This is a genomic window from Actinomycetota bacterium, assembly GCA_016700055.1.
GTDB lineage: Bacteria > Actinomycetota > Acidimicrobiia > Acidimicrobiales > Ilumatobacteraceae > Kalu-18.
Genome location: CP064997.1, coordinates 638,836 through 660,804, shown reverse-complemented (window position 1 = coordinate 660,804; position 21,969 = coordinate 638,836). Strand labels below are relative to the sequence as shown.

Here is a 21,969-nt window from a genome sequence, read left to right as displayed (position 1 = left end):
GCTCCGCCGACGATACTCAACCCGGTTCAGCGGCCGCGCAGCTCGTATCGGGTGAGGGTGAGGGCCTCGTCCCCCTCGGTGTTCACCTGGACGAGCAGCTGGATCATGCCAGGGGAGGTCTGCCGGCCGCTGTCGTCGATCATCACCGCCAGCAACCCGTTGACGTAGATCGCCATCGTGCCCTGCGCGGTCAGGAGGGTGATCTCGTTCGAACCCGCCTGGGCGAGCTCGGGCACGACGGTCCAGGGAAGGATCGTCTCCTCACCTGCGGGAGCGACGTGGGCAACCCGCATCAGCTGCAGACCGGGGTTGATCCGGAGGGCGTAGTGGTTCTGGAAGTCCTCGAAGCGGAACAGCAGAGCCATCTCGCTGTCCACGGAGTCGCGCAGCGCCAGATCTGCGGTGAGCAAGAAGTCGAAGGCCACCTTGTCCAGCCCGTTGCTGCACCACGAGTTCGGGGTGGGGGCGGCGACCGAGCCCTGGTATGCGCCGGGCAGCAGCGTCCACGAGCACTCGATGCCGCCGTTGAACGTCTGCGTGCCCTGCGGCCACGCATAGTCGTTGTCGGCGAACGCGTCGTCGACGATCAGCGGCATCCGCCTGGCGAGGACGAGAATTGCGTCGGCCGCCGCCAGGGCGAGGTCGCGCTCGTCGGGGATCAGTTGAGACACCACGCGGACCACCGGCTCGAGCGGTGCCGTCGTCGTGGTCGCCTCAGCCGTCGTGGTCGCCTCGGCGGAGGAGGTGCTCGTCGGGCTGGACGTGCTCGGCGAGGCGGTCGTCGGCGCGGCCCCCGTCGTGCCGGTGGTCGGCTCCGTCGAGACGGCGCCCAGCCCGGCCGCGGGGGTGACGACGTTCTCCGAGTCGCCGCGGAACACGACCGTCACCACGGTTCCGACCAGCGCCAGCGCCGCCGCGACAAGCGTCGCCCAGCCCGGGTCGAGACGCTTCCCGAGAACTCGCGGCCCCGTCGCGCCTGCACCGCCGGCCTCGGCCGACTGGTGTCCATCGCCCCCCGTCACCGCCGCCGGGTGCGTTCGCTGCTACGGACCGCTCGCACCGCATCCTCCCTGGCGCGCGAGCGTAACCCAGGACCGCGCGACGGGTTGCTCAACGGGTCGCTCCGTGCCAGCGATTAGTCACGTAGTGACTAAATTGGGACGGATGACCTCCACTTCACGGCTCCTGTACGTCGGCATCGCCGTGCTCGGCCTCACGCTCGGCGCCTGCGGTGGCGACGACGACTCGTCCTCCACCGACCCTCCCGGCGCCGCCGTCTCGGGGGACCTCACCGTCTTCGCCGCGGCTTCGCTGACCGACTCGTTCACCGAGATCGGCGAGGCGTTCACCGCGGCGAACCCCGACGCGAAGGCCGAGTTCAGCTTCGCGGCATCCTCGGAGCTCGCGGCCCAGATCGGCGAGGGTGCACCAGCCGACGTGTTCGCGTCGGCAGACTTGAACAACATGGACAAGGTGACCGAGGCCGGCGACAACGCGTCGGATCCGGTGGTCTTCGCCACGAACCGGGCGCAGATCATCGTCGCGCCCGGGAATCCCAAGGGCATCACCAGCGTCGCCGACCTGGCCAACCCCGATCTGATCGTGATCAGCTGCGCGCCAGAGGTGCCCTGCGGCAGGTACGCGCAGCAGGTCATCGACCTCGCCGGCGTGACGGTGACGCCGAAGTCGCTGGAGGAGAACGTTCGCGCCGTGGTGTCGAAGGTGACCCTCGGCGAGGCCGACGCCGGCATCGTCTACGTCACCGACGTGCTGAACGCCGGTGACGAGGCCGATGGCGTCGAGATCCCCGAGGAGCACAACGTCGTCGCCGAGTATCCGATCGTCGTGACGGCGGCCTCCGCCAACCAGGAGGCGGCCCAGGCGTTCGTCGACTTCGTCATGTCCGACACGGGTCAGGAGATCCTCGCTTCCTACGGGTTCCTCTCGCCGTGACGTCGCGACGGCGCCGGGGCAGGCTGAACGGTTTGCCTGCTCCGGTAGTCGTCGTCGCCACGGTGGCGGTCGCGTTCTTCGCGCTCCCGCTGGCAGGTCTGTTGTGGCGGGCTCCGTGGTCGCGCGCCTGGGACTACCTCACCGACGACACCGCGCTCACGGCTCTGCGGCTGTCGCTCGTGTGCTCGCTGTGGTCGACCGGCTTGTCGGTGGTGTTCGGCGTGCCGCTCGCCTGGGTGCTCGCCCGGTCGCGGCTGCCCGGGCGCCGCGCGATCCGCGCCCTCTGCACGCTGTCAATGGTGCTGCCGCCGGTGGTCGGGGGTGTGGCGCTGTTCTTCGCGCTCGGCCGACGGGGCCTCGTCGGGCAATACCTCGACCGGTGGTTCGGCGTCAGCCTGCCGTTCACCACGGCCGCGGTGGTGATCGCCCAGACGTTCGTGGCGATGCCGTTCCTCGTGATCACCGTCGAGTCCGCGCTGCACCAGCTCGACCATCGGTTCGAAGACGCGTCGCGCACGCTCGGCGCGTCCGGCTGGTACACGTTCAGGCGGGTGACCTTGCCGGCGATCCGCCCCGCGCTGGTCGCGGGGGCCGTGCTGTCGTGGGCGCGGGCGCTCGGCGAGTTCGGGGCGACGATCACGTTCGCCGGGAACTTCCCGGGCACCACCCAGACGATGCCGCTCGCCGTCTACCTCTCGCTGGAGGCGAACCCGGAGCAGGCGATCGTGCTGGCGCTCGTGCTGATCGCGGTCTCCTTCGCGGTGCTCGTCGGTCTGCGGGACCGGTGGTTCGGGCACCGTGCCCCGCTGCAACCGGTGGCCACGTGAGCGTCGACGCCGACGTCGACGTACAGCTCGGGTCGCTGCACCTTCAGGCGGAGCTCTCGGTAGCGCCGGGCGAGTTGCTCGCCCTGCTCGGTCCGAACGGTGCCGGCAAGAGCACCATGCTGCGCGCTATCGCGGGCCTGGTCCCGGTGGACGCCGGCCGGATCACGATCGACGAGCTGGTCGTCGACGACCCCGCCGCAGCCGTGTTCGTAGAGCCGGAGCACCGGCCGATCGGCGTGGTGTTCCAGGACTACCTGCTGTTCGAGCACATGAGCGTGCTGGAGAACGTCGCCTACGGGTTGCGCGCCAGGCGCACCCCGAAGCTCGAGGCAAGGCGTGTGGCGGGGGAGTGGATCGAACGGGTCGGCCTCGGCGAATACGCGAGCGAGCGGCCGCGCGCGCTGTCGGGCGGGCAGGCGCAGCGGGCGGCGCTCGCCCGCGCCCTCGCCACCTCGCCGCGGGTGCTGCTGCTCGACGAACCGCTCGCCGCACTCGACGTCGGGGCGCGGGCCGAGGTCCGCCGGGACCTGCGCCGGCACCTCGCGTCGTTCGACGGCATTCGCCTGCTCGTCACCCACGATCCCGTCGATGCTTATGCCCTCGCCGATCGGGTGGCGATCCTCGAAGGCGGTCGAGTGGTGCAGGCCGGCACCTTGGCCGAGGTCACCGCCCACCCGCGGTCGCGCTACGTAGCCGATCTCGTCGGCGTCAACCTCGTCGCCGGCGAGGTCCGCGACCGTGCTTTGCGCACCGCCTCGGGCGCCACGGTGGTCCTGGCCGACGCCGGATCCGGCCCGTCGTACGCCGTGATCCGCCCGCAATCGGTGGTCCTGACCCGTGACCGTCCGCTTGAATCGAGCGCTCGCAACGTCTGGCCGGTCACCATCGTCGACGTCGACCGGCTGGGCGAGCGGGTGCGCGTCGACCTCCGCGGCGCCGTGCCGCTGATCGCGGAGATCACCGACGCCGCGCTCGAGGCACTGGTGCTGCGCGCCGGTGACGACGTGTACGCCGCCGTCAAGGCCACGGAGATCGACGTCTACCCGGCCTGAGGCTGCGGTGTCCTGCAACGATGGTGCTGTGGGACGACAAGACGTCGACGGGCTGTTGCTCGGGGAGTGGGCGTGTCTCGGCATCCTCTGCACGGGCGCGTCCCATGGCTTCGCGATCGCCGCGCGGCTGCGGCCCGAAGGCGACGTGGGCAGGGTGTGGTCGCTCTCCCGAGCGCTCACCTACCGTGCGCTCGACCAGCTCATCGCCCGCGGGCTGGTCCGAGCCGTAGGCGAGGAACGCGGCATCGCCGGCGGCAACCGCACGATCCTCGCGCCGACGGGCGCCGGTAAGGCGCAGCTGCGTCGATGGCTGGCCACACCCGTCGCCCACCTGCGCGACCTGCGCAGCCAGCTGTTGCTGAAACTCGTCATCGCCGACCTGTGCCAGGTCGACGTCACCACGATGCTCGAACGGCAGCGGGCGCTGATCGAAGACCTTGCCGCCGCCCTGACGAGTCGCGTCGAGGGAGACGCCGGCGCCGATGCGGCGAGCGCCGCAGATGTCGTCGACCTGTGGCGCAGTGAGTCGTCGCTTGCCGCGCTGCGCTTCCTCGACCGGCTGCTCGTGCAGGAGTAGCTCGAACGATGCTCCCGCCGAAGCGGGCAGGCGTCAGGCCGGCGGTGCTCCGGCGATGTTCACCATCCAGCTCACGCCGAAGCGGTCCTTGCACATGCCGAACGTGTCGCCCCACGGTGCCTGCTCGAGCGGCATGATCATCTCGCTGCCTGCGGACAGCTTGTCCCAGTAGCCGCGCAACTCGGCCTCGTCCTCGCCGCTCAACGAAACGGCCCAGTTGTCGCCCGGCGTGAGCTCCATGCTGTTCGGCGTGTCGGCGGCCATCAGCGTCAGCCCATTCGGGCTGACGAGTTGGGAGTGCATCACCTTGTCCTGTTCGGTGGGATCCTCACTGGCGTGGTAGTCGGCGTACGTGGCGAATGTCAGCTCGCCGCCGAAGACGGAGTGGTAGAAGTCCATCGCCTCCCTGGCGCTGTCGCGGAACGAGAGATACGGGTTCAGGCGTGTCATCGAATGAGTCTCGCGCCGCCAGAAGGGCACCGGTGCCGGCCCGGTTACGCTCGGCCGATGCTTTACGCAGACGGCCCTTCGGTAGCGGTCGAGACCCTCGTGCACGCGCCGATCGGGCGGGTGTGGGCGCTCGTCACCGACATCGACCTGCCGGCGCGGTTCTCCGAGGAGCTGCAGGGAGTGGAGTGGCTCGACCACCCGCACAGGGCGCCGGGCGTGGGGTCGAGGTTCACGGGCCGCAACGCCCATCGTTACGCGGGGGAGTGGGAGACGATCTCGGTCGTGACGCGCTGGGACGTGGAAGCTGCGTTCGAGTGGGCGGTCGGTGACGCCGACTTCCCGTCCGCGCGGTGGCGGTTCTCGCTCGATCGTGTCGGCGACGACGTCGTCCTGCGCCAGTGGGCGCAGCTCGGTCCTGCCCCGTCGGGCTTGACGCCGGCGATCGAAGCCATGCCCGACAAGGAGGAGCAGATCGTCGCTCGGCGTCTCGGCGAACACCGGGCCAACATGCAACGCACGGTCGAGGGGATCAAGCAGCTCGCCGAGGAGGGGTGAATGGCGCTCTCGGTCGGGGTGAGTGTCGGATCGGTCGACCAGACGACGGTCGACTTCGTGCGCCAGGCCGAAGCCATCGGCGCCGACTCGGTCTGGGTGCCCGAGTTCTGGGGCTACGACGCCCTCACCCCGCTCGGCTACCTGGCCGCGTCGACCACCCGCATCAGGCTGGCTACCGGAATCGTGCAACTCGGCGCGCGCACACCGGCGATGCTCGCCATGTCCGCGCTGTCGCTGCAGACGCTCTCCGGAGGGCGATTCGTGCTCGGGATCGGCACCAGCGGTCCGCAGGTGATGGAGGGCTGGCACGGGGTGCGCTTCGATCGGCCCGTCACCCGCACCCGCGAGACGATCGAGATCCTGCGGCTGATCAGTGCCGGCGAGAAGCTGGCCTATGCCGGTTCCACGTACACCCTGCCGCTGCCCGATGGCGAGGGCCGCAGCCTGCGCGTGCTCGCCCCGCCGATGCACGTCCCTGTCTTCGTCGCGTCGCTCGGCCCGGCCAACCTGCGCCTCACCGGTGAGATCGCCGACGGATGGATCGGCAACTCCTTCCTGCCGGAGACGGCCGAGGTGTTCCTCGCGCCGATCCGCGCAGGCGCCGCGAGCGTGGGCCGCTCGCTCGCCGATGTCGAGCTCACCGTGGCCGTTGGGCTGGAGTTCACCGACGACGTCGAGGCCGCCGGCCGCCGCCATGCCGCCGGCTACGCGTTCACCTTCGGCGCGATGGGTTCGGCGAAGACGAACTTCTACAACGACGCCTTCGCGCGCCAGGGGTTCGGCGACGACGTCGCCGAGGTGCAGCGGCTGTGGCTCGCCGGCGATCGGCAGGCCGCGCAGGACCGCGTCCCGATCGAGATCGGGCTCGGCACCAATCTGATCGGCGACGACGCAGGCATCGCGCAGCGCCTCCGCCTGTACCGCGACGCGGGCATCGATACGTTGCGCGTCGGGCTCGCGGGAAACGGCAACACCGAACGGATCGATCAGCTCGCGCGCCTGCTCGAGCTGGTCGCAACCGTCAACGCCGAGCGCCCGGTGGGCGGGGCGACTACTGCTGGATGCTCTTGATCTCCAGGAACTCTTCCAGCCCGTACTTGCCGTACTCGCGCCCGATGCCGGACTGCTTGTAGCCGCCGAACGGCGCGTTGGGGTTGAACGCCCCGCCGTTCACCTCTACCTGGCCGGTGCGCAGCCGGCGGGCCACCGCGCGTGCCCGGTCGGCGTCGGCAGACCACACACCGCCGGCAAGCCCGTAGACGACCCCGTTCGCGATCTCGACGGCGTCGTCGACGTCGTCGTAGCCGATGATCGACAGCACCGGCCCGAAGATCTCCTCCTGGGCGATGGTCGAGTCCGGACGCACGTTCGCGAACACCGTCGGGCGGACGTAGAAGCCCTTGCCCAGCCCTTCCGGTGAGCCGAGGCCGCCGGCGACGAGCTCGGCACCTTCGTCGATGCCCTTCTGGATGTACCCCTGCACGCGGTCGCGCTGCGCGGCGGACGCGAGCGGGCCGAGATGCACGCCGTCGGCGAACGGGTCACCGACGACGACCGCCTCGGCGGTCGCGGCAGCGATCTGCGCGGCCTCGGCCAGGCGCTCGCGCGGCACCAACATGCGGGTGAGCGCAGAGCACGTCTGGCCAGAGTTGAGGAAGGCCTTGCCCACACCGTCGGCCACCGCCTTCGCGAAGCCCTCCTGGTCGAGGTCGTCGAGCAGCACGTTGGCCGACTTGCCGCCGAGCTCCAGGGCGATCTTCTTGACCGTCTCGGCGCCCAACTGGGCGACGCGCCGCCCGGCCCGGGTGGAGCCGGTGAACGAGACCATGTCGACGTCGGGGTGAGAGGCGATCGCCTCGCCCACCACCGGGCCGGTGCCGGAGACGAGGTTGAACACGCCGGCCGGCAGCCCGACCTCGTGGATCACCTCGGCCAGGATGAACGCGTCGACGGGCGCGACCTCGCTCGGCTTCAGCACCACCGTGCACCCGGCGGCCATGGCGAAGGCGACCTTCGCCGCGATCTGGTGCAGCGGGTAGTTCCACGGCGTGATGCAGCCGACGACGCCCACCGGCTCGCGCACGATCAGCGAGTTGCCCTCGGTCTGCTCGAACGGATACGAATCGGCGAGCGCGGCGGCCTGGTTGAAGCTGTTGATCGGCAGTCCGACCTGGACGAGCTGCGAAAGCCATTTCGCCATGCCCGTCTCCTTCGTGATCGCCGTCGCGATCTCGTCCATGCGGGCACCCAGGGCTTCACCGATGCGGGTCATGTACTTGGCCCGCTCCTCGGCCGGGGTGGTGGCCCACGCCTCGAACGCGGCCTTCGCGGCGGCGACCGCGGCGTCGACGTCGGCGGCGGTGGCGGAGGGCACGCTGGCCATCACCTCTTCGGTGACCGAGTCGACGACGTCGATCGTCTCCGTAGAGCCAGGAGCCACCCAGGTACCGTTGATGTACAGCTTCTCGAATGCGGTCATCGCTCGATCGTACCGACTGCCCCCGCCGTCGCTTTCACCGAAGCACTCCGACCCCGGCCGCTGTCATCGAGGACGGCGATCTCCCTGGCCGATGCCGTGCACGAACGACAGATGGCCGCCGAGGTAGCCGGCGACCGACGCGGCCGCGGCGCCGCCGAAGCCGAGCAGCACTCCCCGTGCATGGTGGCCCTTGTGCCGGGCGCGCCAGGAGCAGAAGTACAGCGCGAGGGCCGCGGTGTTGGCCCCGGCGTGGGCGATGCCAACACGGCGGGGGCGGTCGTCGCGGACGTCGCTCCACTCGGCGGCGCCGGATGCCGCCGCCGGGATCGCGCTGGCCAGCCCCAGGCCGAGCAGGCGTGTCGACGCCTTGCGGCTCGAATGACCACCGACCAGGTCGAGCACGAACGACGAGGTCCAGAACCCGATCGGCAGGTCGGTGAGCATGGGGTGAACGGCGTGACCGAGCCACTCGCCGCGCAGCAGCCTGCCGGTGGGCCCGCTCGCCAGGCGCCTGGTCAGTGGCTGAACGGCGTCCGCCACCGCGTCCAGGCGGCTCGCTTGCTCGATGCGGCGGGCTGTGGCGGCGGCACCCTCGTCGTCGGGGAGCGCCGGGGCCGGATCGTCGAATGCGGCCCATACGGAGGTCGGCGTGGTCATGGTCGAAGCACTACCCACCGCCGTGGAAGCGCACACCTCGGCGGCGCCTGGTCTGCCTGCTCCGTGGCAGGATCGGGGCCCATGGATGCCGATCTGTCGCCGCCGCTCGGGGCCAGCTCTTGGGAGCACGACCTCTACATCCACCTCACAGAGCACGTCCGCCGGGAATCGGAGATCCTCGAGCAGTACCGGGCTGCTGCCTCGGCCACGGGCTCGAAGGCCCTCGCGTACGTCGTCGACCTGCTCGCCCAGGACGAACGCCGACACCACGCGATCATGGCGAACCTCGCGCGCTCGCTGAAGTCCGAGGTCGAGATGACGGGGGAGGAACCGGAGGTGCCCCGCCTCGACCTGCACTCCGTCGACACCGAGAAGGTGCGCGCGCTGTCCCGTGACCTGCTCGAGAACGAGAGGCTGGACAAGGTCGAGCTGAAGCGGCTGCGCAAGGAGCTCGACCAAGCCGCGGACACGACTCTTTGGGCGCTGCTCGTCGACACGATGCGCATCGACACCGACAAGCACATCGCGATCCTGCGCTTCGTCGAAAAGCACGCCAAGCGGCGCTGACCGAGCGGTTCGGGGGAACCGCGTCCGCGGGCGGCCGTTGACATCGGGGTCCGGGGTCGGCACAGTCCTCGGTCATGACCGACGTCGAGGGGCCCGATTCGAGGGCGCGGCTCAGCTTGCGCATCCCCGAGCCGGCCATTCGCCGTGGCAAGCCGTTGACCTCCGCGGATCTGCATATGAGCCGGGCGGGGGAGGCCCGCCGGCCGGCGGTCGACGAGAGCTTCGCCGCGATGGCGTCGATGCCCGAGCAGATGATCCGCGTGCTGGCCGCCGACGGCAGGGCACTCGGGCCGTGGGCGGGCACGCTCTCCGCCGACGACCTCGTCGTCGGCCTGCGCGACATGATGCTCGTGCGCAGCTTCGACAGCCGGATGCTGCGGGCTCACCGCCAGGGCAAGATCTCGTTCTACATGCAGTGCCTCGGCGAGGAGGCCATCGCGTGCGCGCAGCGGCGGGCGCTGAGTCCGAAAGACATGGCCTTCCCCACGTACCGCCAGCAGGGCCTGCTGATCGCCGGCGGTTACCCGCTCGTCGACATGATGCACCAGGTGCTCTCGAACGAGCACGACCCGTTGAAGGGGCGCCAGCTCCCCGTGCTCTATTCGTCCAAGGACTACGGCTTCTTCTCCATCTCCGGGAACCTGGCCACGCAGTACGTCCAGGCGGTGGGTTGGGCGATGGCGTCGGCTCTGGCCGGTGACGACGCGATCGCCGCCGCGTGGATCGGCGACGGTGCCACCGCCGAGCCGGACTTCCACTCCGCGCTCGTCTTCGCTTCCACCTATCAAGCACCGGTGATCCTGAACATCGTCAACAACCAGTGGGCGATCTCGACTCCGGAAGACTTCGCCCGCGGCGAATCGCCGACGTTTGCCAGCCGCGGCCTCGGCTACGGCATCCCTTCGGTGCGCGCCGACGGCAACGACTACCTGGCTGTGCACGCGGTGTCGCAGTGGGCTGCCGAGCGGGCCCGCGGCAACCACGGGCCCACGCTCGTCGAGTGGATCACGTACCGGGCCGGAGCCCACTCCACCTCCGACGATCCGACCGCCTACCGGGCGGAAGACGCGGCCAGCCACTTCCCCCTCGGCGACCCGATCGAGCGCCTGAAGCACCACCTGGTCGTCGCCGGCGTCTGGGACGAAGAGCGCCACGCGCGCTTGAGCGAGGAGGTCGACGCGACGGTGTCGGCGGCATTCGAAGAGGCGGACTCGTACGGGTCGGCCAAGACCGGGCACCTCACCCACCCGTCCACGATGTTCGACGACGTCTACGCCACCTTGCCCCGCCATCTGCGGGAGCAACGTGAGCAGGCTGGTCTGGCATGACGGTGATGACGATGATCGAGGCCATCCGCGACGCACACGCGGTGGCGATGGAGCGTGACGAGCGGGTGATCGCCTTCGGCGAGGACGTCGGGTACTTCGGCGGGGTGTTCCGCTGCACGCAGGGGCTGCAGGAGCGCTTCGGCACTCATCGCTGCTTCGACACCCCGATCAGCGAGGGCGGCATCGTCGGCGTCGCGGTTGGCATGGCTGCGTACGGGCTGCGCCCATGCGTCGAGGTGCAGTTCGCCGACTACGTGTACCCGGCTTATGACCAGATCGTGTCCGAGGCCGCTCGCCTGCGCCACCGCTCGGCAGGCGACTTCACTGCCCCGCTGACGATCCGCATGCCGACCGGCGGCGGCATCTACGGCGGCCAGACCCACTCGCAGAGCCCGGAGGCGCTGTTCACCCACGTCGCCGGGCTGAAGACCGTCGTCGTCTCCAATCCGTACGACGCGAAGGGCCTGCTGCTCGCGGCGATCGAGGACGACGACCCGGTGATCTTCCTCGAGCCGAAGAGGGTCTACAACGGCCCCTTCGACGGTCATCACGACCGCCCCATCGTGCCCTGGTCCAAGCATCCCCTGAGCGAGGTGCCCGACGGTCACTACACGATCCCGCTCGGTTCGGCGAGGGTGCACCGACCGGGCTCCGCAGTGACGGTGCTGACGTACGGCACCCTGGTGCACGTCGCGGAGGCGGCGGCCGAGGAGAACGGCGTCGACGCCGAGGTGATCGACCTGCGCACGCTGCTGCCCCTCGACGTCGACACGATCGTCGAGTCGGTCGAGAAGACGGGCCGTTGCGTAATCGTGCACGAGGCCACCTTGACGTCGGGGTTCGGGGCCGAGCTGAGCGCGACCGTGCAGGAACGGGCGTTCCACCACCTCGAGGCACCGATCCTGCGGGTGTGCGGGTGGGACACCCCGTACCCGCACGCTCACGAGTGGTCGTACTTCCCCGGGCCCGACCGCGTCGGCCGCGCGATGCGCGAGGTGCTCGCGCAATGACGGTCTACGCGGTGCGCCTGCCCGACGTCGGCGAGGGTGTCGCGGAGGCCGAGCTCGTCGAGTGGCACGTGAGCGTCGGCGATCACGTCACCACTGCGTCGACTCTCGCGGAGGTGCTCACCGACAAAGCGACGGTCGAGATCTCCTCGCCCGTCGAGGGCACCGTCGTCACCCTCCACGGTGAGCCCGGCGACCGGCTCGCCGTCGGCGCCGACTTCGTCGGGATCGAACTGGCCGGCTCGGCCCCGGCCGGCGAATCCACCGAGCAGCCCGCAGTTGCCGAGCAGCCGCCGGCCGACACCGAGCAGCCGGCGGACACCGCTCCGGCACCGGTTGCCGAGCCGGCACCGGTTGCCGAGCCGTCGCCGGCCGCGGCGTCACCGCGCGCGACGGCGTCTCCGGCAGTGCGCCACCGCGCGCGGGAGCTGCAGATCGACCTGGCCGAGGTGCAGGGCACAGGGCCCGGCGGCCGCGTGGTCCACGCCGATCTCGACCGCCACCTTGCGGTCGGCCGTGCGCCGCGCGTGGTCGGCGCCGACACGGAGCGGACCGAGCCCGTGCGCGGCCTGCGCCGGCGGATCGCCGAGCGGTTGACGCAGGCATGGTCGGAGATTCCGCACATCACCTACGTCGAAGAGGTCGACGCGACCGAGCTCGAGGCGCTGCGCGCCGAGCTCAACCGCCGTCAGCCGCAGCGGCGCGTGACGATGCTGCCGTTCGTCGTGCGCGCGATCGTCGTCGCCTGCCGCGAGCAGCCCCGCCTGAACGCCCGGTACGACGCCGCGAACGGAACGCTCTCGGTCTTCGACGCGGTGCACGTCGGGATCGCGACGCAGACGCCAGACGGGCTCGTCGTCCCCGTCGTGCGCCATGCCGAGACGCTCGACGTATGGCAGATCGGGGCAGAGATCGAGCGCCTCGCCGTAGCGGCACGTGCCGGTACCGCCACGCGCGAGGAGCTCGGTGGCTCGACGATCACCATCACCTCGCTCGGGGCGCTCGGCGGGTTGGTGACGACGCCCCTCGTCAACCAGCCCGAGGTCGCGATCATCGGGGTCAACAAGCTGCAGATCCGCCCCGTGTGGCAGGGCGGCGCGTTCGTGCCCCGCTCGCTGTTCAACCTGTCGTCGAGCTTCGACCACCGCATCGTCGACGGCTGGGACGCGGCCACCTTCGTCCAGCGGCTGAAGGCGGGGCTCGAGATGCCGGCGCTCCTCTTCCTCGACGCGCCCGGGTGAGGCCGTCGCCGTGGAGGTCACCTCCGATCGCCGCTACCGCTTCGCCGCGCCACCGCAGGCGGTGTGGGAGGGGTTGTCGGCAACGTCGAGCTTTCGCGACTGGTGGCCGTGGCTGCGCGAGCTCGATGCCGCGGGGCTGGTCGAGGGCGACACGTGGCGCTGTGTGGTGAGGCCTCCGCTGCCGTACGTGCTGCGGTTCACGATCCGCATCGAAGAGCTGGTGCTGCACCGTGAGGTCTCCGCCACCGTGGAGGGCGACATCGCGGGTCCGGCGAGGCTCGATCTGTCACCACTCGGAGACGGCACCGAGCTGCGGCTGCGCTCGGCGATGTCGGCGACGAGCCGCGCGTTCTCGGTGGTCGCCAGGCTGGCGACTCCCCTCGTGCGGCGCGGTCACGATTGGGTGCTCGACACCGGGGCGGCGCAGTTCGCGGACCGCGCCCTCGTTTGAGGCCGCGTCTCGGCTGACGCCCGGTCGGCGGCTCAGGTGTCGGTGAGGACGGCCTTCAGCCCGGCGAGGTCGGGAGAGCCGAAGACGACGCGGTTCTTCGTGGCGACGTAGACGAGGTCGAGGTCGACGCCGGCCTCGGCGATCTGGCGGGTCAGGTCGGCCAGCACACCGGGGCGGTCGACCACCTCGACCACCACCACCTCGCGCTGGCGGGTCACCGCCTGGTTGGAGATGGCGAGCGCGTGACGGGCGGCCTCGGCATGGGGCACGAGGATGTGCACCTCGGCGCGATCGCCGGCGCCGATGCAGGTGGCCGCAGCCAGGTTCACCCCCGCGTCACTGCACGCGGCCGCCACCTTCGCCAGCGCGCCGGGCTCATTCTCCACCTCGATGACCAGGTCCATCGGCATTCGCCACCCCCAGTTCGCCGCCCTCGGATCCACCCATTTGACCATGTCCCGGCGAGGCCCCGTGCCGGTCCCGCCGGCCGGGCTCAGGCGAGGACGGCGCGGAGGGCGTCGAGGCGACCCGGCACGGCTCGGTACCACACCCACAGCCCGCGCTTCTCCCGCGTCACGAGGCCTGCGTCGACGAGGATCTTCATGTGATGGCTCACCGTGGGCTGGGACCGACCCGAGGGCTCGACAAGGTCGCATGCGCAGATCTCGCCCTCGGCGGAGGTGACGAACGACAGCAGCCGGAGCCGGACGGGGTCGGCCAGCGCGGCGAACGACATGGCGAGGACCGTCGCCTCGCTCTCGTCGAGCGCGTCTCTGCGCACGGGAGTGCAGCAGGCGACGGGGTCGACCTCGAGGGAGCGGCGAGCAGCCATTGCCGAAACTGTATAGAGGATCGTCGAAGAATGCAGCTGTCCGCGCGCAGCACATCCGCATGGCCGGTAGGGGGCCGGGTTACATTCGCCATCGAAGCCGACCAGCTGGAGGGGTGATGACCGAGGATGCGTCCGCGGTGGAGCGTGCCGGAGACCCGGCGCCGCCGAGGGAAGACATGACCGTCGCCGAGCAGGTCGCCGACCCGATCCCGCCGGCGGAGGACGCCGGCGATGCCGCCGCGGGGAAGCGCAAGCGGGGCTTCCCGTCGCCGCTGACGATCCTCGTCGCTGTCACCGTCGGCGTCTGGCTGCTGGCGCTCGCCATTCCCTCGGGCCAGTATCAGATCGACGACGGTGGAAGGCCGATCCCCGGTTCGTACCAGGAGATCGACTCGCCCCTCGACTTCGGCGAGAGCGTGCAAGACCTCGTGTACGCGCCGATCAACGGCCTCTACGGCATCCAAGACCTCGACACAGGCCAGGTCGGGCCGTTCAACCGCGGCGCTCTGTTCGGCTCGGCGCAGGTGTTCTTGTTCATCCTCGCCATCGGCGGGTTCATGACGGTGGTCTTCAAGACCGGCGCACTCGACCTCGGGATCGCCCATCTCGCGCACAAGTACAAGACCAGGGGCACCGTGCTGATCGTCACGCTCAGCGTGCTGTTCGGCATCCTCGGGTCGGTCATGTCGTGGAGCGACGAGACGCTCGGCTTCTACGCCCTGATCATCCCGTTGATGCTGTCTCTCGGCTACGACCGAATAGTCACCGTTTCGGTCGTCACGATCGCACCGTTCGTCGGTTCGATCGGGTCCACCGTCAACCCGTTCCGGATCGGAGTGGGCTCCGACGCAGCCGGGGTCGAGATCGGCGACGGCATCGTGCTTCGCCTGCTGCTGTTCGTGCTCACCCTCGGCGCCACCATCGCGTACACGGTCCGCTACGCCAATCGCGTCAAGGCGAACCCGGAGTTGTCGATCGTGCCCCACGACCCCGAGGACGCCGAGCTCGTCAAGCAGGCTGAGCGCAACGACCTGGCTCCGTTGTCGGTAACCGACAAGGCGGTGATCGGCATCGTCGCCTTCACCTTCTTGCTGCTCGTCTTCTCGATCATCCCTTGGGGCTCGATCCTGAACAACACCATCGTCGACCCGCTCACGCACGAGACGATCACCCAAGCCTTCTCCTGGGAGCTCGGCTGGTGGCTACCCGAGCTGACGGCGATGTTCGTCGTGATGGCGATCGTCATCGGCCTGGTCGCTCGGCTCGGTGAGGCGGGCACTTCCAAGGCCTTCCTGCAGGGAGTCATCGACTTCACCGGCCCGGCGATCCTCGTCGCCGTCGCTCGCGGCGTCTCGGTGATCCTCACCAACACGAAGACGATCGACACAGTGCTCAACTCGATGGAGGGGATCGTCGACGGCCGTTCGAACGTCGTCTTCATCCTGCTGCTCTCGTTGATCTCGCTACCGCTCGGCTTCCTCGTCGGGTCGGGTTCGGCGGGCATGGCGCTGGTGATGCCGATCCTGGCCCCGCTCGGCGACTTCGCGGGTGTCGAACGCTCGCTGATCGTCACCACCTACAACGCGATGGGCGGACTGCTGCTGTTGGTGATCCCCACCAACGCGCTGCTCATCGCCGGTCTCGGCTTGGCTCGCGTCGGGTTCGACAAGTACTTCAAGTTCCTGTTGCCGCTGGTCGGGATCCTCACCGCGATCGTTCTCGGGGTGCTCGTGCTCGGCGCCGTAGCGTCGTGATTCGCGCCCAGCCGGCCCGCAGGCCGGCTGGGGCGATCGCTACCTCATCTCGCTGCGTGCGTTCTTCGCGCGTGCCGCGCCGATGGCTGTGGTCACGTGCTTACGCTCCTCGGGCGGGGGCAAGACGGCCCTCATGCCGAGCGACTGCAGCCACAGCTCACGTGTCCAGCCGGTCGAGTGGTAGAGGTGCTCGTCCTCTTGGTCTTCCACCGCCGAGCACGCGTCGGCCAGAACCTTCGCGGTCTCCTTGTCGGCCTTCTCGGCGGCCATCCCGATCAGCTCCCAGTTGAGATGGTCCTTGGTCTCGGCGAGCACGACGCACTCGCCGGCGACGAGTTCGGCGGCCTCCTTGGGGCCGCTCGCGAGTGCCATCTCCATCGCCCCGACCAGTGACTCGCCGATGTGGCGCACCACCTGGCGACCTGGCGTCTCGGTGTTCGGGTTGAGGCCGAGATCCTTGATCACCTTCTTCATCACCTTCTCGTGCCTGGTGGTCTGCTCCAGGTACTCCTCCCACTCCTTGCGCAGGTCGTCGTTGACGACGCACTTCAGCGCCGTCTTGTAGATCTTCACGCCCCCACTCTCGGTCTCGAGCCCCTGGTAGAGCAGTTCGTGGAGATGGCTGGTCTTCATCTTCTTGGCTCCCTCTTCGGTCGTTGGTTCGCGGTGGGTTGCCCACGCGACGACACCGCCAAACGAGGAGGGATCTTGCGCTACCGGGTTGACGATACAAACATATGTTCGTATACTAGGTCTATGGAACCCTCAGTCGGGGTTGTAGGGGTCGAGGACGAGGCGCTGGCGGCTTTGAACGCCGGGGTCGATGCCCTCTCTCGGCTCGATCTCGTCGAGCTGTCTGACGACAGGCTGCACGCGTTGACGATCGCCGTGCAGCGCTGCACCGCCCGGTTGGGGGTCGCCCGCGCCGCGGTAGTCCGCCGCTGGGATACACGCGGGGTGTGGGCCGCAGACGGGTCGCGCAGCCCCGCCCACCGCCTGGCGCGAGAGACGAACACCTCTACGCACTCGGCGCGGGTGGAGCTCGCCCGGGCGCGGGACCTTGCCGTGATGACGAAGACCGCAGCGGCGATCACCGCCGGTCGGTTGTCGTTGGATCACGTCTACCTGTTCGCCAAGGCGCGCAAGGAACCCTGCCAGGCCGCGTTCGCCGACAGCGAGGAATGGCTGGTCGATCAATGCGCCCGGTTGCCGTTCCAGGATGCCGAACGGCTCGTCCGCTACTGGCGCCAACGCGCCGACGCCGCCGCCGCGGAGGACGAGGCCGAGCGCAACGAGAGCGCCAACGCGTTGCACGCGTCCGCGACGTTGGATGGCACGGTGGTGATCAACGGGCAGCTCGACGCGATATCGGGGGCGGTGTTCACCAACGAGCTACAGCGTTTGGAACGCCAACTACTGCTCGCCGACAAGGCTTCGTTGACGGTGCGCACCGCCACCCAGCGGCGGGCGGCGGCGTTGGTGGAGATGGCCAAACGATCAGCCGCGTCCAAGACCGGCCGCCAACGACCACTGATCACCGTGCTCGTCGGCGACGAAACGTTGCGGCACATGTGTGAGTTGTCCAACGGCACGGTGATCACCCCCGGTCAAGCGGCCGGGCTGGTCAACGACGCGTTGGTGGAATCGGTGATCTTCGACAACAAGACCACCGTCATCGGGGTCACCCACAAACGACGCTTCACCGGCGCCCTGCGCCGCGCGATCGAAGTCCGTGACCGCCGCTGCCAACACTCCTCCGGCTGCTATGAGACCGTGGAGCGTTGCGACGTCGACCACATCACGCCCTGGCGCGACGGCGGGCAGACCAGCCAGTTCAACGGACGGCTGCTGTGCAGCTTCCACAACCGCCACCCCGACGTCAGCGACCACCACCAAGTCCAACCCCAGCAGCCCAGGACGATCGACGACCTCGACCGCCTCCGCGCCCTCATCCGCTGGCGCAACCAACAAGCACAAGCCGCCGAAGACGCAGCCAACAACGACAACGAAGAAGACGACGACGACAGCGACGACAAGGGTGACGGTGAGCCGCCAGCGGGGTGATCAGGAGTCGATGCTCGACAGGCAGGAGAGCAGGTGTTCGACGAGGACGGCACAGTGGTCGCCGGTCGGCGTGCGCACGCCCAGCTCACCGAGCACGGCCATGCCGAGGTCGGCACTGACCAGCAGCAGCACCAGGGCGCGCATGTCGAGCGAAGGATCGACGCGCTGGTCGCGCTGCCAGGCCTCGTGGGCCGCTGTCCAGGTTCCGATCCGCTCCCGCAGCATGTCGCCGAGCCGTTCGCGCACCTCGGGGTCTGTACGCGCGGCGGCCGCCGCCTGTAGCAGCAGCAGGCGTAGGCGGCGCCGCCCGGGGTCGTCGAGGTGCGCGTACTGCTGGCCGACGACATGGGCGAACGGCTGTGCCAAGACGTCTGGCCCGATGTCTTCTAGGTCGTTGGCGATGCTCACGCTGACCGCTTCGGCGAGTAGGTCGGCCTTGCCACGGAACGTCGCGTAGATCGCACCGCTGCTGACGCCGCTGCGTTCGGCGATCTCCCGGATCGAGACTGCCGCGTAGCCGTCGGACGAGAAGAGCGCAGTGGCGGTCTCGATGATGCCTGCGCGGGTGGCCTGGCCCTTCGTCGTCAGGCGGCGAGTCGTCACGGCGCGACCCAGTCGGTGGTCGGCGCGATGGTGTAGGTGTGGATCAGCGCCTGGATCCAGTCGACGTCGTGGAGTGGGTCACTCGGCTCGCTGACCTTCACGCCCTTCGAGCGGAGGTCGGCGAGCAGGACGTCGACGACACGCTGGTGGGTGAGGTCGTCGGTGTGGTCCATCGCCTTGCGTAGCTCGTCGAGGTCGGCATAGAGCTCGGCGTTCCAGTGGGCGAGGAAGCGGATCTGGTGCGGCTGGTAGCGGTGCACCCGCTCGCCGTCGGTGGTCACGTCCCAGGCGTCGTCGGCGGGGTCGTACTCGAACAGCGAACGGCACTTGACTCCCTGCACGTTGCGTTCGTCGGGCCGCCCGACGGAGTCGCCGCGGTGGAACATCATCTCGTTCTGCACCACCACGCCGCGGTTCCACAGCGGGTGGTCGAGCTTCTTCGGCGGCTGAAGCGGGCCGTCGGGCCAATAGGTGAAGGTGCCTTCGTCGCCTCGGTACCACCACGTGACGACCTGGCCCATCTTCACCAGGTAGTCGGTGAACAGCCCGGACTTGGCCATCACGTTCTGCATCCACACCGGCGTGTTCTCGATGCGCACGCCGCGGAAGGTGACCGCGTCGAGGTGCGGCGACAGGCCGGCATCGTGGGGACCGCAGATGTTGAACAACATCAGGGTCGGCTTCGCGTACTCGCACCCCCAGTAGCCCTTCACCAGGTCGAGGAACTTCGCGTTGTAGAACGTGTCGTGCAGCTCGGGGTACAGACACACCGAGTCCTTCGCGAAGAACCCGCGAAAGTGCGGGCCGGAGAGGTCGTCGAGCGTGAGCCCGTGGTTCTCGGGCACCACGCCGGTCACCGTCGCGATCAGCTCGTCGGCCGACTGAAAGTGGTGGGACACGATGGTCGGCCACGGCCCGCGCGTCTTCACGATGTCGAACATCGCGCCGAACTGCTGGTCGGTGTACACGTCGTCGACGACGACCGGCGGCGCGCACGGTGTGAGGATGCGCGCCAGCTGCTCGTGGTAGGTGCTCGTGGCTTCGGTGCTCTCGGTGGTGGTCATTGGCGGTTTCCCCTCTTGCCGCGTGGCCGGCGATCGACGTCGGTCAGAAGATCATAACGTTGTTCGGTTTTGTCGTCGACCCGCTACGGCCGTGGGCCGAGCAGTAGGCGAGCCGTCTGTTCGAGGATGCGGCGCACGTCTCTCGCCGTGTACCGCCCGGACAGCCAGTTGACGATCGCGCTGTCGATGACATGGCCGATCGTCGCGATGACGACTCGCCGATCGGCGACCGTGTCGTCGCCGATCGCGGCGTCGATCATCTGCTCGTAGGCGCGCGCGGCGTCGTCGCGGGCTTCCGACACACCGGCGGCGCTCGAGTAGATCGCACGCATCAGTGCCCGGGTGCGCGCCTCGTCCACCTCGAGCGCGCCGGCGATTCGGCGGAGCACCGCGGTGACGCGAGCGAGCGGGGTGGCGCCGCGCGGAGGGTTCTTCGCGAACTGAGCGCGCATGTCGGCCATCGCCCGTGCATGAGCCTCGGCGATCAGCTGGTCCTTCGACGAGCAGAACCGGTAGACCGACGCCAACGACATCTGGGTGTCGCGCGCGATGTCGCGCATCGACACGGCCTCGTAGCCGCCCGCGGCCGCTTTGGCCGTCGCGCGGAGCAGCCGTTCGTATCGAGGGTCGTCCCGCTGCGGCACTCCCGCGGCACTCGCCGCAGCGGCGGCGGCCGGCTTCACTTCTGCATGCCACCGGAGACGGAGATGTCGTCGCCGGTGACGTATGAAGACGCATCGCTCGCCAGGTAGAGCACGGGCCCGACGATCTCCGCGGGATCCGCGACTCTCTTCTGCAGCGTGCCGTTCGCGATCAGCTCGATGAAGCCGGGCGCGTGCTTCGCCGCACCTTCGGTCATCTCGCTCAAGAAGGGGCCGGGCGAGAGGACGTTGACGCGCACCTTCCACGGTGCCCACTCCTGCGCCATGCTCTTCGTGAGGTTCACGAGCGCGGCCTTCGACGCGCCGTACGCGCAGACGCCCGGCCCGCCCGAGTAGGCGGCCATCGACGCGATGTTGACGATGCTGCCGCCGCCGTTGTCGCGCATAATCGGCGCGATGCACTGTGCCATCCGCAGCGGGCCTTCGAGGTTGACGGCGAAGATCTTGCGCCACAGGTCGAGCTCCATGTCGGAGACGGTCAACCTGGTGGGCGAGATGCCGGCGTTGTTCACCAACACGTCGATCCGCCCGAAACGCGCGACCACCCGGTCGACCACTGCGGGGATGGCCGCCCAGTCGCCTACGTGGCAGGCGATGCCGAACGTCTCGGCGCCGGTCTCGGCCGCGATCTCGGTGGCCACCTGGTCGCACAAGTCCTGCTTACGGCTGCTCACCACCACGCGCGCTCCGGCGAGCGCGAAGCCCTCGGCCATCGCCCGGCCGATGCCCTTGGTGGAGCCGGTCACGAGCGCGACCCGGCCGGTGAGGTCGAAGAGCGCGGCGGACATCACCACACCTTCGTCGCGGCGTAGTCGAGGACGACGTTCATCCGGCTGACGCGTAGGCCGTCGGGGGTTTCGCGGATCGTGAACTCGGCTGTGCCCGAGGACAGGTTGTGCGGAACGCCGTCGACGATGTCGGTCACGAACAGGTACGAATGGACGTCGACTTCCTCGCCCCGGTCGGCGGAGACGAACACGTTCGTGCAGTTGTGCCGCAACGGGTACGGGCTCTGCTGGCGGTGTTCGGTCTGGTGGGCAAGGAACTCGGTGCGACCGCGCGACGTCATCGCGATGAAGTGCTCCCAGGGATGGTCGCCGGTATCGGTGCGGCTTTCGACGCCGATGTCGTCGGCCGCCAGCTGACCGAGTACGTCCATCTCTCCCTCGTCGTAGCACGACCACCAACGAGCGATCAGCTCGTGTACTGCCATCCGGTCCATTGCCGCTCCTCTCGCATCGGCGACGTCACATCGTCGACGGAGGGGACAGTAACACGTTACTGAGGAGTCCTCGGGCGGAGGAGGCGAATCGGGAGCTGAACGAGGCCGAGGCTCAGCGGGGCTCGCAGATGACCACGGGGATGTCGCGCTCCGTGCGCTTCTGGTAGGAGCCGTAACCCTTGTAGGCGGCGACGATGGCGGGCCACATCGCCGCCTTCTCGGTTGCGCTTGCGGTGCGGGCCCGCATCGGCCGTGTGACGCCGTCGGTGGTCAGCTCGACGTTCGGATCGGCCACGAGGTTGGTGTACCAGTCGGGGTGGCGGTCGTCGCCGCCCTTCGACGCGATCAGCACGACCCGGCGCTCTTCGTAGATCGGGGAGGTGAGCATCACGGTGCGCCGCTTGCCCGAGCGGCGCCCGGTCGTGTGCAGCTCGACGGCCTGCATGCCGAGCAGGTGATAGCCGAAGCGTCCACCCGAGAGCTTCAGCACGCCCTTGTGGACGAGGTTCATGCACTTGGTGAGGCCGTCCGTGACGGTGTGGGCGATGGGCATGGCAGCTCCTCGGTGCGCGTGGGGCCGGGCGGGGCCGCATCGGCGCCGGCACCAGCATGGCAGCGCCCCGT

26 protein-coding genes are annotated in these 21,969 nt (G+C 69.3%); 13 read left to right on the top strand and 13 right to left on the bottom strand.

Annotation, left to right across the window (positions count from 1 at the left end):
- Positions 1-26: 26 nt before the first annotated feature.
- Positions 27-1,022, bottom strand: coding sequence for a hypothetical protein (locus IPM43_03240; GenBank protein QQS25410.1), 996 nt, complete (start codon positions 1,020-1,022; stop codon positions 27-29).
- Between the two features lie 142 nt (positions 1,023-1,164).
- Between IPM43_03240 and modA the strand changes: the two genes are divergently transcribed.
- Genes modA through IPM43_03220 form a run of 4 tightly spaced genes read left to right on the top strand, consistent with a single transcriptional unit; the run spans position 1,165 to position 4,409 of the window.
- Complete coding sequence (gene modA, locus IPM43_03235; GenBank protein ID QQS25409.1) at positions 1,165-1,953, top strand: molybdate ABC transporter substrate-binding protein; 789 nt, start codon at positions 1,165-1,167, stop codon at positions 1,951-1,953.
- Positions 1,950-2,780 carry a molybdate ABC transporter permease subunit gene (gene modB, locus IPM43_03230; protein ID QQS25408.1) on the top strand — a complete coding sequence of 277 codons (831 nt, stop codon included), beginning with the start codon at positions 1,950-1,952 and terminating at the stop codon, positions 2,778-2,780. Before modA ends, modB begins: the two co-directional genes overlap by 4 nt.
- Positions 2,738-3,832: an ABC transporter ATP-binding protein gene (locus tag IPM43_03225; GenBank protein QQS25407.1), complete on the top strand. Its 1,095-nt coding sequence runs from the start codon at positions 2,738-2,740 to the stop codon at positions 3,830-3,832. Before modB ends, IPM43_03225 begins: the two co-directional genes overlap by 43 nt.
- Positions 3,833-3,860: 28 nt before the next feature.
- Positions 3,861-4,409, top strand: a complete 549-nt coding sequence (locus IPM43_03220) for a PadR family transcriptional regulator (protein QQS25406.1) — start codon at positions 3,861-3,863, stop codon at positions 4,407-4,409.
- A 33-nt stretch (positions 4,410-4,442) separates the two neighbouring features.
- Here the strand turns inward: IPM43_03220 and IPM43_03215 are convergent, their stop codons facing one another.
- The gene (locus IPM43_03215) at positions 4,443-4,859 is read right to left on the bottom strand and encodes a VOC family protein (protein QQS25405.1); all 417 of its coding nucleotides are present in this window, start codon (positions 4,857-4,859) and stop codon (positions 4,443-4,445) included.
- 57 nt (positions 4,860-4,916) lie between these two features.
- Between IPM43_03215 and IPM43_03210 the strand changes: the two genes are divergently transcribed.
- Both IPM43_03210 and IPM43_03205 read left to right on the top strand, forming a co-directional pair.
- Positions 4,917-5,414: an SRPBCC family protein gene (locus IPM43_03210; protein QQS25404.1), complete on the top strand. Its 498-nt coding sequence runs from the start codon at positions 4,917-4,919 to the stop codon at positions 5,412-5,414.
- Positions 5,415-6,485 carry an LLM class flavin-dependent oxidoreductase gene (locus IPM43_03205; GenBank protein ID QQS25403.1) on the top strand — a complete coding sequence of 357 codons (1,071 nt, stop codon included), beginning with the start codon at positions 5,415-5,417 and terminating at the stop codon, positions 6,483-6,485.
- Here IPM43_03205 and IPM43_03200 read toward each other — a convergent pair.
- Together IPM43_03200 and IPM43_03195 are read right to left on the bottom strand one after the other, a co-directional pair.
- Entirely contained in the window at positions 6,466-7,893 is a 1,428-nt protein-coding gene (locus tag IPM43_03200) for an aldehyde dehydrogenase family protein (protein QQS25402.1), read from the bottom strand. The genes IPM43_03205 and IPM43_03200 overlap by 20 nt on opposite strands.
- Before the next feature lie 63 nt (positions 7,894-7,956).
- Complete coding sequence (locus IPM43_03195) at positions 7,957-8,550, bottom strand: DUF2231 domain-containing protein (protein ID QQS25401.1); 594 nt, start codon at positions 8,548-8,550, stop codon at positions 7,957-7,959.
- A gap of 81 nt (positions 8,551-8,631) precedes the next feature.
- On the opposite strand from IPM43_03195, the gene IPM43_03190 reads away from it, so the two are divergent.
- The 5 genes from IPM43_03190 to IPM43_03170 all read left to right on the top strand — a co-directional run bounded on the left by IPM43_03190 (position 8,632) and on the right by IPM43_03170 (position 13,144).
- The gene (locus tag IPM43_03190) at positions 8,632-9,117 is read left to right on the top strand and encodes a hypothetical protein (GenBank protein ID QQS25400.1); all 486 of its coding nucleotides are present in this window, start codon (positions 8,632-8,634) and stop codon (positions 9,115-9,117) included.
- Between the two features lie 74 nt (positions 9,118-9,191).
- A complete protein-coding gene (locus tag IPM43_03185; GenBank protein ID QQS25399.1) occupies positions 9,192-10,445 on the top strand; it encodes a 3-methyl-2-oxobutanoate dehydrogenase (2-methylpropanoyl-transferring) subunit alpha in 1,254 nt (417 codons plus the stop codon).
- Entirely contained in the window at positions 10,442-11,455 is a 1,014-nt protein-coding gene (locus IPM43_03180; GenBank protein QQS25398.1) for an alpha-ketoacid dehydrogenase subunit beta, read from the top strand. The genes IPM43_03185 and IPM43_03180 overlap by 4 nt, the downstream gene beginning before the upstream one ends.
- Complete coding sequence (locus tag IPM43_03175) at positions 11,452-12,693, top strand: 2-oxo acid dehydrogenase subunit E2 (GenBank protein QQS25397.1); 1,242 nt, start codon at positions 11,452-11,454, stop codon at positions 12,691-12,693. Before IPM43_03180 ends, IPM43_03175 begins: the two co-directional genes overlap by 4 nt.
- A gap of 10 nt (positions 12,694-12,703) precedes the next feature.
- Positions 12,704-13,144, top strand: coding sequence for an SRPBCC domain-containing protein (locus IPM43_03170; GenBank protein QQS25396.1), 441 nt, complete (start codon positions 12,704-12,706; stop codon positions 13,142-13,144).
- A 32-nt stretch (positions 13,145-13,176) separates the two neighbouring features.
- Here the strand turns inward: IPM43_03170 and IPM43_03165 are convergent, their stop codons facing one another.
- On the bottom strand, positions 13,177-13,587 hold the full coding sequence (locus IPM43_03165) for an ACT domain-containing protein (GenBank protein ID QQS25395.1): 411 nt from the start codon (positions 13,585-13,587) through the stop codon (positions 13,177-13,179).
- A gap of 50 nt (positions 13,588-13,637) precedes the next feature.
- Positions 13,638-13,976, bottom strand: coding sequence for a winged helix-turn-helix transcriptional regulator (locus tag IPM43_03160; GenBank protein ID QQS25394.1), 339 nt, complete (start codon positions 13,974-13,976; stop codon positions 13,638-13,640).
- Between the two features lie 116 nt (positions 13,977-14,092).
- On the opposite strand from IPM43_03160, the gene IPM43_03155 reads away from it, so the two are divergent.
- Positions 14,093-15,730: a YfcC family protein gene (locus tag IPM43_03155; protein ID QQS25393.1), complete on the top strand. Its 1,638-nt coding sequence runs from the start codon at positions 14,093-14,095 to the stop codon at positions 15,728-15,730.
- A 39-nt stretch (positions 15,731-15,769) separates the two neighbouring features.
- On the opposite strand, the gene IPM43_03150 is transcribed toward IPM43_03155, so the two are convergent.
- Positions 15,770-16,363, bottom strand: a complete 594-nt coding sequence (locus IPM43_03150; protein QQS25392.1) for a hypothetical protein — start codon at positions 16,361-16,363, stop codon at positions 15,770-15,772.
- A gap of 123 nt (positions 16,364-16,486) precedes the next feature.
- Here IPM43_03150 and IPM43_03145 point away from each other — a divergent pair, with 123 nt between their 5' ends.
- A complete protein-coding gene (locus tag IPM43_03145) occupies positions 16,487-17,794 on the top strand; it encodes a DUF222 domain-containing protein (protein ID QQS25391.1) in 1,308 nt (435 codons plus the stop codon).
- Here IPM43_03145 and IPM43_03140 read toward each other — a convergent pair whose 3' ends face one another.
- From IPM43_03140 to IPM43_03115, 6 genes are all read right to left on the bottom strand, one after another.
- The gene (locus IPM43_03140; protein ID QQS25390.1) at positions 17,795-18,397 is read right to left on the bottom strand and encodes a TetR/AcrR family transcriptional regulator; all 603 of its coding nucleotides are present in this window, start codon (positions 18,395-18,397) and stop codon (positions 17,795-17,797) included. It lies immediately after the preceding gene.
- The gene (locus IPM43_03135; GenBank protein ID QQS25389.1) at positions 18,394-19,461 is read right to left on the bottom strand and encodes a hypothetical protein; all 1,068 of its coding nucleotides are present in this window, start codon (positions 19,459-19,461) and stop codon (positions 18,394-18,396) included. Before IPM43_03135 ends, IPM43_03140 begins: the two co-directional genes overlap by 4 nt.
- Positions 19,462-19,544: 83 nt before the next feature.
- A complete protein-coding gene (locus IPM43_03130; protein ID QQS25388.1) occupies positions 19,545-20,144 on the bottom strand; it encodes a TetR family transcriptional regulator in 600 nt (199 codons plus the stop codon).
- Complete coding sequence (locus IPM43_03125; GenBank protein QQS25387.1) at positions 20,141-20,911, bottom strand: SDR family oxidoreductase; 771 nt, start codon at positions 20,909-20,911, stop codon at positions 20,141-20,143. Before IPM43_03125 ends, IPM43_03130 begins: the two co-directional genes overlap by 4 nt.
- Positions 20,911-21,345 carry a nuclear transport factor 2 family protein gene (locus tag IPM43_03120; protein QQS25386.1) on the bottom strand — a complete coding sequence of 145 codons (435 nt, stop codon included), beginning with the start codon at positions 21,343-21,345 and terminating at the stop codon, positions 20,911-20,913. The genes IPM43_03125 and IPM43_03120 overlap by 1 nt, the downstream gene beginning before the upstream one ends.
- A 112-nt stretch (positions 21,346-21,457) precedes the next feature.
- Positions 21,458-21,898, bottom strand: a complete 441-nt coding sequence (locus tag IPM43_03115; GenBank protein QQS25385.1) for a nitroreductase family deazaflavin-dependent oxidoreductase — start codon at positions 21,896-21,898, stop codon at positions 21,458-21,460.
- Positions 21,899-21,969 lie beyond the last annotated feature (71 nt).

Bases quoted from the DNA above. Each gene is read 5' to 3' on its own strand.
- IPM43_03150 (QQS25392.1), bottom strand. From the start codon at position 16,363: ATGAAGACCAGCCATCTCCACGAACTGCTCTACCAGGGGCTCGAGACC.
- IPM43_03185 (QQS25399.1), top strand. From the start codon at position 9,192: ATGACCGACGTCGAGGGGCCCGATTCGAGGGCGCGGCTCAGCTTGCGC.
- IPM43_03135 (QQS25389.1), bottom strand. From the start codon at position 19,461: ATGACCACCACCGAGAGCACCGAAGCCACGAGCACCTACCACGAGCAG.
- IPM43_03200 (QQS25402.1), bottom strand. From the start codon at position 7,893: ATGACCGCATTCGAGAAGCTGTACATCAACGGTACCTGGGTGGCTCCT.
- IPM43_03160 (QQS25394.1), bottom strand. From the start codon at position 13,976: ATGGCTGCTCGCCGCTCCCTCGAGGTCGACCCCGTCGCCTGCTGCACT.
- IPM43_03180 (QQS25398.1), top strand. From the start codon at position 10,442: ATGACGGTGATGACGATGATCGAGGCCATCCGCGACGCACACGCGGTG.
- IPM43_03155 (QQS25393.1), top strand. From the start codon at position 14,093: ATGACCGAGGATGCGTCCGCGGTGGAGCGTGCCGGAGACCCGGCGCCG.
- IPM43_03145 (QQS25391.1), top strand. From the start codon at position 16,487: ATGGAACCCTCAGTCGGGGTTGTAGGGGTCGAGGACGAGGCGCTGGCG.
- IPM43_03215 (QQS25405.1), bottom strand. From the start codon at position 4,859: ATGACACGCCTGAACCCGTATCTCTCGTTCCGCGACAGCGCCAGGGAG.
- IPM43_03190 (QQS25400.1), top strand. From the start codon at position 8,632: ATGGATGCCGATCTGTCGCCGCCGCTCGGGGCCAGCTCTTGGGAGCAC.
- IPM43_03205 (QQS25403.1), top strand. From the start codon at position 5,415: ATGGCGCTCTCGGTCGGGGTGAGTGTCGGATCGGTCGACCAGACGACG.
- IPM43_03210 (QQS25404.1), top strand. From the start codon at position 4,917: ATGCTTTACGCAGACGGCCCTTCGGTAGCGGTCGAGACCCTCGTGCAC.
- IPM43_03120 (QQS25386.1), bottom strand. From the start codon at position 21,345: ATGGACCGGATGGCAGTACACGAGCTGATCGCTCGTTGGTGGTCGTGC.
- IPM43_03125 (QQS25387.1), bottom strand. From the start codon at position 20,911: ATGTCCGCCGCGCTCTTCGACCTCACCGGCCGGGTCGCGCTCGTGACC.
- modA (QQS25409.1), top strand. From the start codon at position 1,165: ATGACCTCCACTTCACGGCTCCTGTACGTCGGCATCGCCGTGCTCGGC.
- IPM43_03195 (QQS25401.1), bottom strand. From the start codon at position 8,550: ATGACCACGCCGACCTCCGTATGGGCCGCATTCGACGATCCGGCCCCG.
- IPM43_03115 (QQS25385.1), bottom strand. From the start codon at position 21,898: ATGCCCATCGCCCACACCGTCACGGACGGCCTCACCAAGTGCATGAAC.
- IPM43_03175 (QQS25397.1), top strand. From the start codon at position 11,452: ATGACGGTCTACGCGGTGCGCCTGCCCGACGTCGGCGAGGGTGTCGCG.